This is a genomic window from Streptomyces sp. NPDC058326 (assembly GCF_042879855.1).
In the GTDB taxonomy this organism is placed as follows: domain Bacteria; phylum Actinomycetota; class Actinomycetes; order Streptomycetales; family Streptomycetaceae; genus Streptomyces.
Genome location: NZ_JBHVZO010000016.1, coordinates 163,321 through 177,554 on the forward strand (window position 1 = coordinate 163,321; position 14,234 = coordinate 177,554).

Sequence of the window (14,234 nt, forward strand, 5' to 3'; positions counted from 1 at the left end):
GCGGGGTGGGTGTTCGCGTGGCCGGTGCCCGCCGGCTTCCGCGCCCCGCGCTAGCTGTGTGGGGGTGCGGGGGGGCGCGGGGGGACCCCGCCCCCCCCCCCTCCGCACCGTTCCGAAACGCCGGTGCCCCCTGTCGCCGGCGAGAGAGACAGGAGACAGGACATGAAGAAGACACTGCTGGCCGAGTTCACCGTGCTCCCCGGAAGCGAGGATCGCGTCGCCGAACTCGTCCGGGAGTACGCCGCTCGGGTCCGGGAGGAGCCCGGGAACCTGGCGTTCGAGGTCTACACCAAGGACTCCGAGCCCCGCGCGTACTGGATCTTCGAGGTGTACGCGAACGAGGCCGCCTTCCGTGCCCACGTGGCGGCGCCCTACGGCCCGCCGTTCAACGCGGAGCTCCAGCCGCTGATCGAGGAGAAGGAGTCCGTGCTCACCTTCCTGAGCCCGCTCGACGGAGGAGCCGGCCTCTGAGGAGCCGGCCTCTCAGGCGCCGGCCTCTGAGGAGCCGGCCTCGCCCGGCCGGAGAGCGGCGGCGGGTCAGTGGGCGACGGGCCATCCGCTGCTCCAGTCCAGACGGTTGATGCCGAGCCTGGGAACGCCGCCGGAGCCGGCGTCGTAGTAGTGGTAGACGATCAGGTCGCCGTCCACGTCCTTCATGATCGACTGCCCGCCCGGGCCGATGACGCTCCCGTGCGACTCCAGCACGGGCGTGCCGCCGTTGTTCATCAGGGCGACGCCGTTCCTGTCCCGGTACGGGCCGGTGACGGCGGCGGCCCGGCCGACCTTGACCTTGTACGTCGAGTCCGTGCCCGCGCAGCAGACGTCGTACGAGGCGAAGAGGTAGTAGGAGCCGTTGCGCTTGACGATGTACGGGGCCTCGACAGCCTTCGTGCCGGTGGGGCGCGACGCGAGCGAGTAGCGCGTGGTGTTCGTGGAGAGCTGCTTGCCGGTCGACGGGTCGATCCGGATCATCTTGATCCCGCTCGACCAGCTGCCGAAGGACAGCCACCAGGTGCCGTCGTCGTCGACGAAGAGGTTGGGATCGATGGCGTTGTAGTCGGCGGCCGAACTCGACGTGTAGACGATGCCGTAGTCGGTCCAGCTGCCCGGCTGCCCGGTCGTCGAACCCGCGAGCCCGATGGCCGAGTTCCGCGAACCGAACGACGAGACCGAGTAGTACATCAGGTACTTGCCGCCGTGGTACGAGATGTCCGGAGCCCACGCCTCCGGCACCGACGAGTAGCGCGACCACCAGCTCGGCCGCGAGGAGAAGGCGTCCGCGCCCGCGCTGAAGGCGGTGCGGTCGGCGGAGGCGCGGTTGCTGATGCCGCCACCGGTGGCGTACAGCAGGTACTGGCCGGACGCGGTGCGGATCATCGTCGGGTCGTGCACCACGGTCGCGCCCGTGACGTACCCGGGGTTGGGGTAGGCGGACGCGGCGGACGGGGCCAGGGCGAGCAGTGCGGACAGCGGCAGGGCCACGGCGACCCTGCGGCGCAGGGTGCCCCGCTTCCTTCCGGAAGGCTTGTGCCGGGTGTTCTTGATGCGGGTCATGTGGGTCTCCTTGTCGTCGTCGGGTCGTCGGCTGTGACGAGGTGAAGTGGCACGACGCTTCGTACGGCTCCGCTACCTGAGGCGCGTGGCGAGCGGGAGGTTCTGCCGGCGTAGGTCACCGGCGACGAGCCCGGCGATCCGCTGGGCGCCGTAGGTGTCGAAGTGGGTGCGGTCGTCGCAGAAGAAGGCGCCGACGGGGCCCGAGCCGAAGTCGCCGTCGTGCGGGCAGAACCGCAGGCTGTTGTAGAGCGACACGCTCAGCGTCTGGAGGTCGATGACCGGCGCGCCGGTGGCGGTGCCGGTGGCGTAGGTCTCGGTGACGAAGCCGCGGTTCTTCGTCGCGGTGGTGCCGGAGCAGGTGATCGCGGCGACCGGCGTGAGCAGTACCGGGTGCGCGCCCCTGGCCTGGGCGGCCCGGACCATCATGGTCATCAGCTGCTGGTAGCGGGCGGGGCCGACATGCCGGGGGCAGGTGGGGGGGGAGTCGTTGATGCCGAACTGGAGGAACAGGTAGTCGCCGGCCTTCATCCCGGTGGTGGCGTTCAGCATCGCCTGCCAGCGGGCCGAGTAGGTGCTTGAGGTGAGGCGGCACTCGCCGTCGGCGCCCATGGTGCCGCTGACGGCCGACTCGTACAGCCAGGTCTGGATGCTGCGTCCGCCGACGGCCAGGTTCCTGACGGTCACGTCGTCGTCGAAGAGGGCGTCGAACTGGCTGCCCCAGCCGACCGGGCAGAGCGCGCCGGGGTTGGCCATGGTGGAGTCACCGGCAAGCCAGACGGTGATCGGTGTCGCCGCGACCTCGGCCGAGGTCGCGGTGGCCGGGGCCGCGGCGCAGGGGGCGGGAGGCCGGTCGGCCGCTGTTGCGGCGCGGATGCCGAGTGTCGACAGGGCGATGACCAGGGCCGTGGTGATGAGGATCCGGAGTTTCGTCATCGGGTTCGCTCCCTGGGAGGGGGACGCTGCCGTGTGCCGGTCAGCGCGGGTGGGTGGCGAGGGGGCCAGGCGGCCGAGCCGTCGTTCTCTCACGGTGACGGCCGGTCTCCACGGCCCCGCTCCTGTGAGCGTGCACACGGTGAGGGCGTGACTGGGGAGCCGTCGCAGAACGGGAAGACCGCCCCTCCGGTTCCAGGTCGTCGGTCAGGCGGCTGGGATCGTTCTCAGGGGCCGGGAGGGGCGTCACGCAGTTTCACGGCCCGGCTCCGGCGGTGTCAATCGGCGCGCAAGGAAAAGTCACGGATTCAAACAGCAGTGAACATCAAGACGCGACAAGGTTCTTGACCGGGCGTCAGCGGATTCCTACGCTCGCAGCCGTGGGAGCGTTCCCACACCTTCGTGCGCCCCTCATGTCCCGCGGGCGACCGCGTTCGCGCACCACATACACCGGAGGTCACCGTGACCGACGCACACCGGAGCCGCCGTGCGGCTCCGCCATTCCGCAGAGCGGGGAGCCGGTCGAGGAGCAGGCTGATGCGCGGCCTCACCGCCGCCGCGCTGGCCGTCTCCGCGCTCGCCGGACTGCCCCAGACCGCGCACGCGGCCACCGCCCGGCAGGTGGAGAGGCTCGACCGGGGACTCACCAGCACCCACACCGCCGCCGGGAACCTGGTGTCATGGCGGTGGCTCGCCACCGATCCGAACGACGTGGCGTTCAACGTCTACCGGGGCGCCACGAAGCTCAACTCCTCACCGCTCACCACGTCGACGAACTACTTCGACGCCGGCGCCCCCGACTCGGCCGACTACACGATCCGCGCGGTGGTGAACGGCGCGGAGCAGCCCTCGTCCGAGCACGCGCTCCAGTTCCGCCCCGGATACCTGGACGTGCCGATCACGCCGCCCGCGGGCGGCACCACACCGGACGGGGTGGCCTACACCTACGAGGCCAACGACACCAGTACAGGCGACCTCGACGGCGACGGCCGGCTCGAACTGATCCTGAAGTGGCAGCCCACCAACGCCAAGGACAACTCGCAGTCCGGCTACACCGGCAACACGGTCATCGACGGCATCAAGCTCGACGGCACCCGGCTGTGGCGGATCGACCTGGGCCGCAACATCCGCTCGGGCGCGCACTACACGCAGTTCCAGGTGTACGACTACGACGGCGACGGACGCGCCGAGGTCGCCATGAAGACTGCCGACGGCACCCGGGACGGGGCCGGAGCGGTGATCGGCAACTCCTCGGCCGACCACCGCAACTCCAGCGGATACGTCCTCTCCGGCCCCGAGTTCCTGACCATGTTCAACGGCCGGACCGGCCAGGCGATGGGCACCGTCGACTACGTCCCCGCCCGCGGTACGGTCTCCTCCTGGGGCGACTCCTACGGCAACCGCGTCGATCGCTTCCTCGCCGGCACCGCCTACCTGGACGGCGTCCGTCCGTCCCTGATCATGGCCCGCGGCTACTACACCCGCAGCGTCATCGCCGCCTGGGACTGGCGGAACGGCCAGTTCACCCGCCGCTGGACCTTTGACACCAACTCCTCCACCAACACGGGCAAGGGGTACGACGGTCAGGGCAACCACAGCCTCTCGATCGCCGACGTCGACGCCGACGGCAAGGACGAGATCGTCTACGGCGCGATGACCGTCGACGACAACGGCGCCGGACTCTGGACGACCCGGCTCGGCCACGGAGACGCCGGCCACGTCGGCGACCTCGACCCGGCACGGCCGGGCCTCGAGTACTTCAAGGTCTCCGAGGACAAGAGCAAGCCCGGCTCCTGGACGGCCGACGCGCGCACCGGCCAGGTCCTGTGGCAGACGGCCTCCGGCTCCGACAACGGCCGGGGCGTCGCCGCCGACATCTACGCCGGCAGCCCGGGCGCCGAGGCGTGGTCGGCCTCCGACACCACCCTGCGCTCGACGAGCGGCGCCTCCCTCGGCCGGGAACCCTCCAGCGTCAACTTCCTCTCCTGGTGGGACGGCGACACCGTCCGCGAACTCCTCGACGGCACGCGCATCGACAAGTACGGCACCTCCGGCGACACCCGCCTGCTCACCGGCTCCGGCGTCTCCTCCAACAACACGACCAAGGCGACGCCCGCCCTCTCCGGGGACATCCTCGGCGACTGGCGTGAGGAGGTCGTCTGGCGCACCGGCGACAACCGCGCCCTCCGCATCTACTCGACCCCGCACACGACCGGCACAAGGATCACCACCCTGCTCCACGACACGCAGTACCGCACGGCCCTCGCCTGGCAGAACACCGCCTACAACCAGCCCCCGCACCCCAGCTTCTTCATCGGCGCGGGCATTCCCACGCCGCCCCGCCCCACCGTCTACACCCCTTGACCGACGAGCAGCGGGAGGTGTGGGAAGAGCACGGCCCGCCGCGCGGGCCGTGCTCTTCGCCGCAAGGGCGTTCCCGACCGGCGCCGTCCGTCCGGCGCGGGCGGGCGAACTCCGTACAAAAGATGTGGAGGATTTTTGATCACTCCGTGAGTTTTCGGTCGGTGAATTCCCCCTGGAATCGGGCGTGAACGGCCTCGCCTTTTGTTCCAACCAGTCGGTAACACGTCTCTGACCAGCATATTCATGCCCCATCAGGCTGAGAGGCGGCGTCAGGCCGGTGGCTGCGCACGCGAGGTAGGGTCGGGCCCATTCACCTGTCCGGGTGAACGCCCCGCAGGGGGGCGACGTATGCCTCGGTTTCGCGGGGGCAGGGGTGACGCGGCGGAAATTCCGCTGGGGAGAGGGAGAACGGGGCACACGCGGGACCCCGCGCGCGAAGACCGACCGAAGACGTTCGAGGCGAGGCAGACCGATGGAAGTTCCGACGGACCCGTCGGCCGGCGGCGGCAGATCCGGCGGTGCGGCCGGGGGCGGTGCCTGGTTCGGGCGCAGCCCGAGGCAGACGACCGAACAGCGGCAGCCGGCCGAGCAGCGGCAGCCGACCGGACAGCCGTATCCGACCGAGCAGCGGCAGCCGACGCGCCCGGAAGGCCGAGTCCCCGCGCAGGGGACACAACGCCCCGTACACGGTCCCGGTCCCGGCCCCACCGTCCAGGCAGCGCCCGAGGACACGTCCGACGCGGCGCTCCTCCGCCGCACCATGGCCGAGATCGAGCCCATCGCCGACAAGGTGACCTCGTACTTCTACGCCCTGCTCTTCACGCGCCACCCCGACCTGCGGGCGCTCTTCCCCGTGGCCATGGACACCCAGCGCGACCGCCTCTTCAAGGCGCTGCTCACCGCCGCGACCCACGCCGACGACGCCGTCACCCTGTCCCGGTACCTGACCCACCTCGGCCGCGGTCACAGGAAGTACGGCACGCTCCCCGAGCACTATCCGGCCGTCGGCGAGGCCCTGATCGGCGCCCTCACCCGTTACGCCCCGTCGACGTGGGGGCCGAGGACCGAGGCCGCGTGGGTCGGCGCGTACACCACGATCTCCCAGATCATGATCGACGCGGCGACCGAGGACGAGCTGCGTTCGCCCGCCTGGTGGCAGGCGGAGGTCGTCGCCCACGACAAGCGCACGCGCGACATCGCGGTCGTCACGGTCCGGCCCGACCAGCCGTACCCCTTCCTCGCCGGGCAGTACACCGCCCTGGAGACCCCCTGGTGGCCGCGCGTCTGGCGGCACTACTCGTTCGCCTCGGCGCCCCGCTCCGACGGACTCCTCTCCTTCCACGTCAAGGCCGTACCGGCGGGATGGGTTTCCAACGCGCTCGTGCACCACGCCCGTCCCGGAGACGTCATCCGTCTCGGTCCCCCCGCGGGTTCCATGACGGTGGACCACACCGCCGACAGCGGGCTGCTCTGTCTCGGCGGCGGCACCGGCATCGCGCCCATCAAGGCCCTGGTGGAGGACGTGGCCCGGCACGGCCGGCGCCGCACCGTCGACGTGTTCTACGGCGCCCGCCGGAACAACGACCTGTACGACATCGACACCATGCTGCGGCTCCAGCAGGCGCACCCCTGGCTCTCCGTCCGCCCGGTCGTGGACGACGGCCCCGTCGGCCTGCTGTCCGGCGGCATCCCGGAGGTCGTGCGCGAGTTCGGCCCCTGGCACACCCACGACGCCTATCTGTCGGGCCCGGCCGGCATGATCCGCCGCAGCGTCGACTCCCTGGTGGACATGGGCATCCCCACCCACCGCATTCGACACGACTCCATCGAAGAACTGGTCGGGGCAACGACGTGAGCACTTTCGAGCAGACGACCGGCCAGTGGCGGGAGACCCCCCTGCGCACCCACCGCCCGGGCAGCGACGGCGAGCACCAGGTCCAGCAGCGGATGGGCACCGCGGAGCGCGCCGACCGCTTCTACGGGGATCAGGTCCTCGACCGGCTGAACCCTCGGATGCGGGAGTTCGTCGCACGGCAGGAAATGTTCTTCCTGGCCACCGCCGACCGGCACGGCGAGTGCGACAACACCTTCCGCGCCGGTCCGCCCGGCTTCCTCCACGTCCTGGACGACCTGACACTCGCCTACCCCGAGTACCGGGGCAACGGCGTCCACGCCAGCCTCGGGAACATCGAGGAGAACCCGCACGTCGGCATCCTCATGGTCGACTTCCTCCGCGACCGCATCGGACTGCACGTCAACGGCCGGGCCAGGGTCGTGGCCGACGACGAGATGCGCCGCGCCCATTCCGGGCTCGCGGTCGACCCGGTGCCCGGTCGCCGGGCCCTGGTCTGGGTGGAGGTCGCCGTCGAGGAGGCGTACATCCATTGCGCCAAGCACATTCCCCACTTCCAGAAGGTCCCCCGGCACGGCTCCGGCCGCCAGTGGGGCACGGACGACTTCAAGCGGAAGGGCGGCGACTTCTTCGGGGCCGCTTCGGAGGCGCCGCAGCGGGGCCCGTTCCTGCCGCCGCCCCGTGCGGACGCGGCGACCTGGCGGGAGGAGGCCCGGAAGCTGCTGGCCAGGGCCGAGCGGCCCGCGGCCGAAGCCGACGGGGACGCCGTGGCCGGGGCGGGGATGTTCAGCGGCTGGTTCAGCAGGAGCACATCCGCCCGCTGACGTGCCCGTGAACCATCGGGAGGGCACCCTCTAGGATGTCGGCCGCGCGCCGACGCCACACGCGTGAGGCGCGTGCGGGCAGGAGCCGTCCACCTGACTGTGTCCGGGCGGGCAGCGGTTCCTATGGTTTCTACGGGGGAGAACTTCGGTGTTCGGAATCATCAGGCCATGCCGTCATCGCCTGGGCGAGGGGCTGCGTGCCGAGTGGATGGCGCATCTGTGCGGGCTGTGCCTGGCGTTGCGCAGCGAGTACGGGCAGTTCGCGAGGGTGGCCACCAACTACGACGGCCTGATCGTCTCGGTGCTGACCGAGGCGCAGTCGGAGCGTACCGGCGACTGGCGCCGGGGCGCCGGTCCGTGCCCGCTGCGCGGGATGCGGTCGGCGGACGTGGCGCAGGGCGAGGGAGCGCGTCTTGCGGCGACGGTGTCGCTGGTGCTCGCCGCGGCGAAGATACGTGACCATGTGGCCGACGGGGACGGTCTGTTGGGGAGCCGCCCGCTGACGCCGGCGGCCCGCAGGATCGCCCGCGGCTGGGACCGTGCGGGCGCCGCGGGCGGTGAACGGCTCGGCTTCGACACCGCCGTGCTGCTCAGGGCGGTCGAACGCCAGCCGGAGGTGGAGCGTTCGACCGGTCCGGGTGGCTCGCTGCTGACGGTCACGGAGCCCACCGAGACGGCGACCGCCGCCGCCTTCGCGTACACCGCGGTGCTCACCGACCGGCCGGGCAACGCCGAACCGCTGTCGGAGGCCGGCCGGCTGTTCGGCCGGCTGGCCCATCTGCTGGACGCGGTGGAGGACCTGGACGCGGACGCGGCGGCCGGCGCGTGGAACCCGATCGCTGTGACCGGCGCGGACCGTGCCGAAGTGCGCCGGCTCTGCGACGACGCCGTCCACGGGATCAGGCTGGCCCTGTCCGACGCCGAGTTCGTCGACGGACGGCTGGTGGGGGCCCTTCTGGGAGGCGAACTGGAGCGCGCCGTCGACCGGGCCTTCGACCCCCGGCACCGTCACCATCAGCACCGCCCCCAGGCCCGGGGCCCGCGCATGCTGCCCTGGCTGGGACGCCGTACGGCGACGGAGACACCCGCGGAAGCCGGAACGGGCGCGGCCTGCGGCGTCGGGGCGCTCGTGGGAACGGCCCCGGAAGGCGCGCCGTCGGCGTCGAACCGGTCGGCGGACGGGGAGTGCCGGCGGTGTCGCGAATGGCGCCGGTTGTGCGGCGACTGCAGGCTGTGCTTCAGCTGTTGCGGCTGCGCCGACGATGAGGGCGAGCCCATGGAGTTCGGCGAAGGCGGCGGCGGCAGCGGTTCCGGTCGGGGCGGTTCCGGAGGTGACGGCTGGTTCGGCGGCAACTCGGGCGGTTCCTCGGGTGGTTCCTCGGGTGGCTCCTCCGGCGGTTCGGGCGGCGGCCACGGCTCCGGGGGCTCTGGGGGCTCCGGGGGTTCCGGCGGTTCCGGCGGTGGTTCGGGTGACGGCTGTGGTGGTGGCGGCGGTGGCTGCTGCAATCCGTGCAAGTGCTGCTGCGACTGCTGCGATTGACCGAAACGGGATGCGCGCCGGCTGGCCGGCGGGAGCGCCGGGGCGCCGGCGCTCCCGCCGCACGGCCGGGAGGTTGACCAGGCCGGGGAGCGCGTCTTCGTGAGGAGGATGTCGAGGCCCCCGGCCGGTCTTACGGCCGCGACCCGGGGCACGGCTCGTGAGTCCCGGGTCGCGGAGACCCGGGGACCCGCACGGTCTCAGCGGGCTCCGAAGACCTGGGTCCAGTACGGGCCGCCGGCGGTGTGGATGCCGATGCCGATCTCCTTGAAGTCGCAGTTGAGGATGTTCGCGCGGTGCCCGGGGCTGTTCATCCAGGCCTCCATCACCTGTTCCGGGCTGCTCTGGCCCTTCGCGATGTTCTCGCCGTACGTCGACCACGGGTAGCCCGCGGCCGTGACGCGCTCGCCCGGACCCTCGCCGTCGGGGTTGGTGTGGTCGAAGAAGTCCCGGGCGGCCATGTCGTCGGAGTGACCCTGGGCCGCTTTCGTCAGGGTGGCGTGGGCGCTGAGGGGGCCACAACCAGCCTTCGCTCGCTCGGCGTTGACCAGCGCGATCACCTGGTCCGCCGCAGAGGTCCGATCGCTGTCATGCTGCGGACCGGCCCCCGGGCCCGCGTCCGTGCCGCCCGTCGGAGCGGAGGTCCCCGGCGGCGTGGAGGCCGTGGCGTCGGAGCCTCCGGCAGGGGTGGTGGGACGCTGCGGCGCGGGCGCGGCGGTGGTGGGGCGGGGGCTCCTGGCGGGAGTGGACGCAGCCGGCCTGGAGGCGCCCGGTGCCGCAGAAGCGGAAGCGGAAGCGGAAGCGGAGGCCGAGGCCGAAGCGGAAGCGGACGCGGAAACCGGGGCGGAGGGCGACGCGGAGGTCGTGGACGGCGAGGCGGTCAGCGTGCCCGGCTCGTTCGCCAGGGGCAGGTCGAGCCCCGGAGCGGCGGCCCGGTTCACCTCCATGACTTCCTTCCCGTCCCGTCCGGAGTACAGGGAGAAGGCCCCTCCGGTCACCGCGACGACGGCGATCCCGGCCGCGACGGCGGCGCGGCGGCGTGTGCGTTCGTCGGCCTGGCGGCGCTTCCGGCGGGCCGCGCGGGTGCTGCGCCGCCCGGCCGCCGCACCGGTGGTGTCGCGGTCCCCCGGGGCGGAGGAATCGGGGATGCGGGGGAGCAGGAGGTAGGTCTCGGCCGGATCGCCGTCGTCGGCAGGCGCCGCGGACGCGCCGACGGGTACGGCCGCGCCGATTCCGGTGGCGCAGTGGGCGCAGGGGGTGGTGTGCCGGGCCAGCTGCTCGCGCCAGGCGGCGCTCGGGCGACCGTCCCAGGCGCCGGCCTGCCGCTGAAGAGCGGGGCAGCGGGGGTGGTGGGCGAGGGCGGTGGTCACGGACCGGGCCTCGGCCAGGCGTACGCGTACCGTCTCCATCCGCATCGCGGTGTCGTCCAGGGACCAGTTCAGCGCGGCGGCCGTCTCGTACCGGCTGAGGTGCCCCTCCTCCTCCAGCGACCACAGGGCCGCGAGGACGGCGTCCTCGACGTCCAGCCAGCGCAGGGCCTCGGTGTAGCCGTTGCCCGGGGCGGCGGGCCGGGCCGGGTGACCGGGGACGGCCGCCGCACGGGCCAGGACGCTCTCCACGGTGACCGCGACGAGCCAGGGGCGGAACGCCTCCGGGGAGGAGAGGGTGCCCAGAGTGAACTCGACCCGGCTCACGGTGTCCCGTACGACGGCGTGCACGGCCGCCTCGGCGCCGGGCCGTCCGTCGAGGGCGCGGGCCGCGAGGGCGTGGACGAGCGGCCGGCAGTCCGCGACGAGGCGCTCGCGCGCCCAGGGGGCGCCGTACTGCGCCGCCCGTATCAGCTCGGTATCCGTCAGCTGCTCAAAACCCGTGGTCCGCTGCACGCCGTCCGTCCTTCACTTGCCTCATGTGGAGTCCCTTGCACAGGGGAGAGCCTCCGCCCGGTACGGCGACAACGGAAAGGGAAAGACGGAAGGCGTGACATGGGTCACAGGTGCTGGGTGCGGCAGGAGTACGGGTGGGGTGTGGGCGCGGGGCTAGGGGGTGTCTAGGGCGTCGACCGGCCCGACTGCGTGGCCGACTCTTCGAGCCGGTACAGCTCGGGCACGGAGACCTTGATCGGTTCCTGGGTGGTGCGGGCGATGACCACGACCGCGGGTTCGTGCGGGTCGGGGTTCTCCTCCCGGTGCGGGACGAACGGCGGGACGAGGAAGAAGTCTCCGGGCCCGGCGGCGAGCCGTACCTCCTGGGTGCCGTCGTGGTAGACGAACACGGGATGTCCGCTGACCACGTAGATCCCGGCCTCCGAGTCGCCGTGATGGTGGTTGTCCGTCGAGCTCAGCGGAGGGTTCTCCACCAGGCCCATCCAGAGCCGCTTCGAGCCGACGGTGCCTCCGCTGATGGCGGCGAAACCGTCCAGCCGGCCGGAGCCGACGTGGTGGACGCGGTTGTTGACCGGCGCGCGGTCGCCGGAGCCCCGTACGGGGTCGGCGTCTTCATAGGTGGTCATGATGCAGCCTCTCGGTTCGATCGTCCTGACTGGACCAGGCTGCAACTCGCTTACGAGGGCGGGCAATTGTTCTTGCCGTTCCGGCAAAGCCGTGCAGTGGCGGGGCGAGACGTCGGGCCGTTCAGTCAGCCGCTCCGGGAGTCGGTCCCGTGCCTGTGCCCCTCGCCCCGGCCGCCGGCGCGCCGGGTGAGCCGTGTCTCACTGGAGCGGGCTTGCTATGCAACGAGGTGCATAGCAAGATCGGGCGTATGGCGCTCGACCACGCGATTCTTGTCTCCCTGCTCGAGAAGCCCGGGTCCGGATACGAGCTGGCCCGGCGCTTCGAGCGCTCCATCGGGTACTTCTGGACCGCCACCCACCAGCAGATCTACCGCGTGCTCAAGCGCATGGAGAGCGACGGCTGGGTCGACGTCCGGGACGTGCCGCAGCAGGGACGTCCGGACAAGAAGGAGTACTCCGTCGCCGCCGCGGGGCGGGACGCGCTCTCCGCGTGGCTGCACGAGCCGATCGAGCCCGAGAGCGTGCGGCACGACCTCGCCGTGAAGATCAGGGGTGCCGCCTTCGACGACCCGGCCGCCCTGATCGGCGAGGTCGAGCGGCACCGGCGGGCACACACCGACCGGCTCGCCCGCTACCTGGCCGGCGAGGCCCGCGACTTCGGAGAGCCCGCCCCGAGCCCGCCGCTCGACGCCGACCGCGACCCCGGCGTCCCGGCCCCGCCGCTCGACGCCGAGCGTGAGCTCCAGCACGCCGTGCTGCGCGGCGGCATCGCGTACGAGCGGATGATGCTCGCCTGGCTCGACGACGTCCTCGCCACCCTCGCCCGCTTCCAGGGCGGGCGCTGAAACTCCTCCCGCACCCTCGCCCGGTTCCAGGCCGGGCACTGAAACCTCCTGCCGCACCCTCACCCTCATCCCGAGCCGGAAAGGCGGACGTCATGGCCGACCCGCTGCTGTTCAACCCGCACACCTACGACCCGGCGCACTTCGACCCGGAGACCCGACGGCTCCTTCGCGCCACCGTCGACTGGTTCGAGGCGCGCGGCAAGCGCCGGATCATCGAGGACTACCGGACCCGAGCCTGGCTCGGTGACTTTCTCGCCTTCGCCGCCGAGGAGGGGCTCTTCGCGACCTTCCTGACGCCGGCCTCCGCCGCCGGCGAGGACCAGGGCGACAAGCGCTGGGACACCGCCCGCATCGCCGCCCTCAACGAGATCCTCGGCTTCTACGGCCTCGACTACTGGTACGCCTGGCAGGTCACCATCCTCGGCCTCGGCCCGGTCTGGCAGAGCGACAACGCCGCCGCCCGCGCCCGCGCCGCCGAACTCCTCTCCCAGGGCGAGGTGTTCGCCTTCGGTCTCTCCGAGAAGTCCCACGGCGCCGACATCTACTCCACCGACATGCTCCTGGAGCCCGACGGCGAGGGCGGCTTCCGCGCCACCGGCTCCAAGTACTACATCGGCAACGGCAACGCGGCCGGGCTCGTCTCCGTCTTCGGCCGCCGCACCGACGTCGAGGGCCCCGACGGCTACGTCTTCTTCGCGGCCGACAGCCGCCACCCGGCGTACCACCTCGTCAAGAACGTCGTCGACTCCTCCAAGTACGTCAGCGAGTTCCGCCTGGAGGAGTACCCGGTCGCTGCCGAGGACGTCCTGCACACCGGCCGCGCCGCCTTCGACGCCGCCCTCAACACCGTCAACGTGGGCAAGTTCAACCTGTGCACCGCCTCGATCGGCATCTGCGAGCACGCGATGTACGAGGCCGTCACCCACGCGCAGAACCGCATCCTGTACGGCCGGCCCGTCACCGCCTTCCCGCACGTGCGGCGCGAGCTGACCGACGCGTACGTCCGGCTCGTCGGCATGAAGCTGTTCAGCGACCGCGCCGTCGACTACTTCCGCACCGCCGGCCCCGACGACCGCCGCTACCTCCTCTTCAACCCGATGACGAAGATGAAGGTGACCACGGAGGGCGAGAAGGTCATCGACCTGATGTGGGACGTCATCGCCGCCAAGGGCTTCGAGAAGGACAACTACTTCGCCGAGGCGGCCGTGGAGATCCGCGGCCTGCCGAAGCTGGAGGGCACGGTCCACGTCAACCTGGCGCTGATCCTGAAGTTCATGCGCAACCACCTCCTCGACCCGGTCGCGTACGAGCCCGTCCCGACCCGCCTGGACGCGGCCGACGACGCGTTCCTCTTCCGCCAGGGCCCGGCCCGCGGTCTCGGCTCCGTCCGCTTCCACGACTGGCGCCCGGCCTACGACACGTACGCCCACCTGTCCAACGTCGCGCGTTTCCGTGAACAGGCCGACGCGCTCTGCGAGTTCGTCCTGAAGGCCGCTCCGGACGAGGAGCAGAGCCGCGACCTCGATCTCCTCCTCGCCGTCGGCCAGCTCTTCGCGCTCGTCGTCCACGGACAGCTGGTCCTGGAGCAGGCCGCCCTGACCGGTCTCGACGAGGACGTCCTCGACGAGCTGTTCGCCGTCCTCGTCCGCGACTTCTCCGCGCACGCCGTCGAGCTGCACGGCAAGGACTCCGCGACCGAGCAGCAGCAGCTCTGGGCGCTCGGCGCGGTCCGGCGTCCCGTCGTCGACGAGGCGCGTTCGGGGCGCGTCTGGCAGCGGGTCGAGGCGCTCTCGGGCACGTACGAGATGGCGCCCTGACC

Annotated in this window: 11 protein-coding genes; 7 read left to right on the top strand and 4 right to left on the bottom strand. The window is 71.8% G+C overall.

The features are described from left to right. Nucleotides 1-162 precede the first annotated feature (162 nt). Nucleotides 163-471, top strand: a complete 309-nt coding sequence (locus tag ACFVYX_RS26740; protein WP_389684039.1) for a putative quinol monooxygenase — start codon at nucleotides 163-165, stop codon at nucleotides 469-471. 66 nt (nucleotides 472-537) lie between these two features. Here the strand turns inward: ACFVYX_RS26740 and ACFVYX_RS26745 are convergent, their stop codons facing one another. Together ACFVYX_RS26745 and ACFVYX_RS26750 are read right to left on the bottom strand one after the other, a co-directional pair. Next, nucleotides 538-1,554, bottom strand: coding sequence for an arabinan endo-1,5-alpha-L-arabinosidase (locus tag ACFVYX_RS26745; RefSeq protein ID WP_389684040.1), 1,017 nt, complete (start codon nucleotides 1,552-1,554; stop codon nucleotides 538-540). Between the two features lie 72 nt (nucleotides 1,555-1,626). After that, nucleotides 1,627-2,487, bottom strand: coding sequence for a GDSL-type esterase/lipase family protein (locus ACFVYX_RS26750; RefSeq protein WP_389684041.1), 861 nt, complete (start codon nucleotides 2,485-2,487; stop codon nucleotides 1,627-1,629). 534 nt (nucleotides 2,488-3,021) lie between these two features. Here ACFVYX_RS26750 and ACFVYX_RS26755 point away from each other — a divergent pair. The 4 genes from ACFVYX_RS26755 to ACFVYX_RS26770 all read left to right on the top strand — a co-directional run bounded on the left by ACFVYX_RS26755 (nucleotide 3,022) and on the right by ACFVYX_RS26770 (nucleotide 9,064). Next, nucleotides 3,022-4,848, top strand: coding sequence for a rhamnogalacturonan lyase (locus ACFVYX_RS26755; protein WP_389684042.1), 1,827 nt, complete (start codon nucleotides 3,022-3,024; stop codon nucleotides 4,846-4,848). Nucleotides 4,849-5,320: 472 nt separating this feature from the next. Beyond that, nucleotides 5,321-6,703, top strand: coding sequence for a globin domain-containing protein (locus ACFVYX_RS26760; protein WP_389684043.1), 1,383 nt, complete (start codon nucleotides 5,321-5,323; stop codon nucleotides 6,701-6,703). 92 nt (nucleotides 6,704-6,795) lie between these two features. Then, on the top strand, nucleotides 6,796-7,524 hold the full coding sequence (locus tag ACFVYX_RS26765; protein ID WP_389684068.1) for a pyridoxamine 5'-phosphate oxidase family protein: 729 nt from the start codon (nucleotides 6,796-6,798) through the stop codon (nucleotides 7,522-7,524). Nucleotides 7,525-7,672: 148 nt separating this feature from the next. Further along, complete coding sequence (locus ACFVYX_RS26770; protein ID WP_389684044.1) at nucleotides 7,673-9,064, top strand: DUF5685 family protein; 1,392 nt, start codon at nucleotides 7,673-7,675, stop codon at nucleotides 9,062-9,064. 197 nt (nucleotides 9,065-9,261) lie between these two features. Here the strand turns inward: ACFVYX_RS26770 and ACFVYX_RS26775 are convergent, their stop codons facing one another. Both ACFVYX_RS26775 and ACFVYX_RS26780 read right to left on the bottom strand, forming a co-directional pair. After that, nucleotides 9,262-10,944, bottom strand: a complete 1,683-nt coding sequence (locus ACFVYX_RS26775) for a CAP domain-containing protein (RefSeq protein ID WP_389684045.1) — start codon at nucleotides 10,942-10,944, stop codon at nucleotides 9,262-9,264. A 164-nt stretch (nucleotides 10,945-11,108) separates the two neighbouring features. Continuing rightward, nucleotides 11,109-11,570 (bottom strand): cupin domain-containing protein, encoded by a 462-nt coding sequence (locus ACFVYX_RS26780; RefSeq protein WP_389684046.1) that lies wholly within the window; start codon nucleotides 11,568-11,570, stop codon nucleotides 11,109-11,111. 248 nt (nucleotides 11,571-11,818) lie between these two features. Here ACFVYX_RS26780 and ACFVYX_RS26785 point away from each other — a divergent pair, with 248 nt between their 5' ends. Then, nucleotides 11,819-12,415, top strand: coding sequence for a PadR family transcriptional regulator (locus tag ACFVYX_RS26785; protein ID WP_389684047.1), 597 nt, complete (start codon nucleotides 11,819-11,821; stop codon nucleotides 12,413-12,415). A 92-nt stretch (nucleotides 12,416-12,507) separates the two neighbouring features. Beyond that, a complete protein-coding gene (locus tag ACFVYX_RS26790; RefSeq protein WP_389684048.1) occupies nucleotides 12,508-14,232 on the top strand; it encodes an acyl-CoA dehydrogenase family protein in 1,725 nt (574 codons plus the stop codon). Nucleotides 14,233-14,234: the final 2 nt, after the last annotated feature.

Coding starts and splice junctions, on each gene's coding strand:
- ACFVYX_RS26760 (WP_389684043.1), top strand. CDS start 5,321: ATGGAAGTTCCGACGGACCCGTCGGCCGGCGGCGGCAGATCCGGCGGT.
- ACFVYX_RS26785 (WP_389684047.1), top strand. CDS start 11,819: ATGGCGCTCGACCACGCGATTCTTGTCTCCCTGCTCGAGAAGCCCGGG.
- ACFVYX_RS26755 (WP_389684042.1), top strand. CDS start 3,022: ATGCGCGGCCTCACCGCCGCCGCGCTGGCCGTCTCCGCGCTCGCCGGA.
- ACFVYX_RS26790 (WP_389684048.1), top strand. CDS start 12,508: ATGGCCGACCCGCTGCTGTTCAACCCGCACACCTACGACCCGGCGCAC.
- ACFVYX_RS26765 (WP_389684068.1), top strand. CDS start 6,796: ATGGGCACCGCGGAGCGCGCCGACCGCTTCTACGGGGATCAGGTCCTC.
- ACFVYX_RS26745 (WP_389684040.1), bottom strand. CDS start 1,554: ATGACCCGCATCAAGAACACCCGGCACAAGCCTTCCGGAAGGAAGCGG.
- ACFVYX_RS26780 (WP_389684046.1), bottom strand. CDS start 11,570: ATGACCACCTATGAAGACGCCGACCCCGTACGGGGCTCCGGCGACCGC.
- ACFVYX_RS26750 (WP_389684041.1), bottom strand. CDS start 2,487: ATGACGAAACTCCGGATCCTCATCACCACGGCCCTGGTCATCGCCCTG.
- ACFVYX_RS26740 (WP_389684039.1), top strand. CDS start 163: ATGAAGAAGACACTGCTGGCCGAGTTCACCGTGCTCCCCGGAAGCGAG.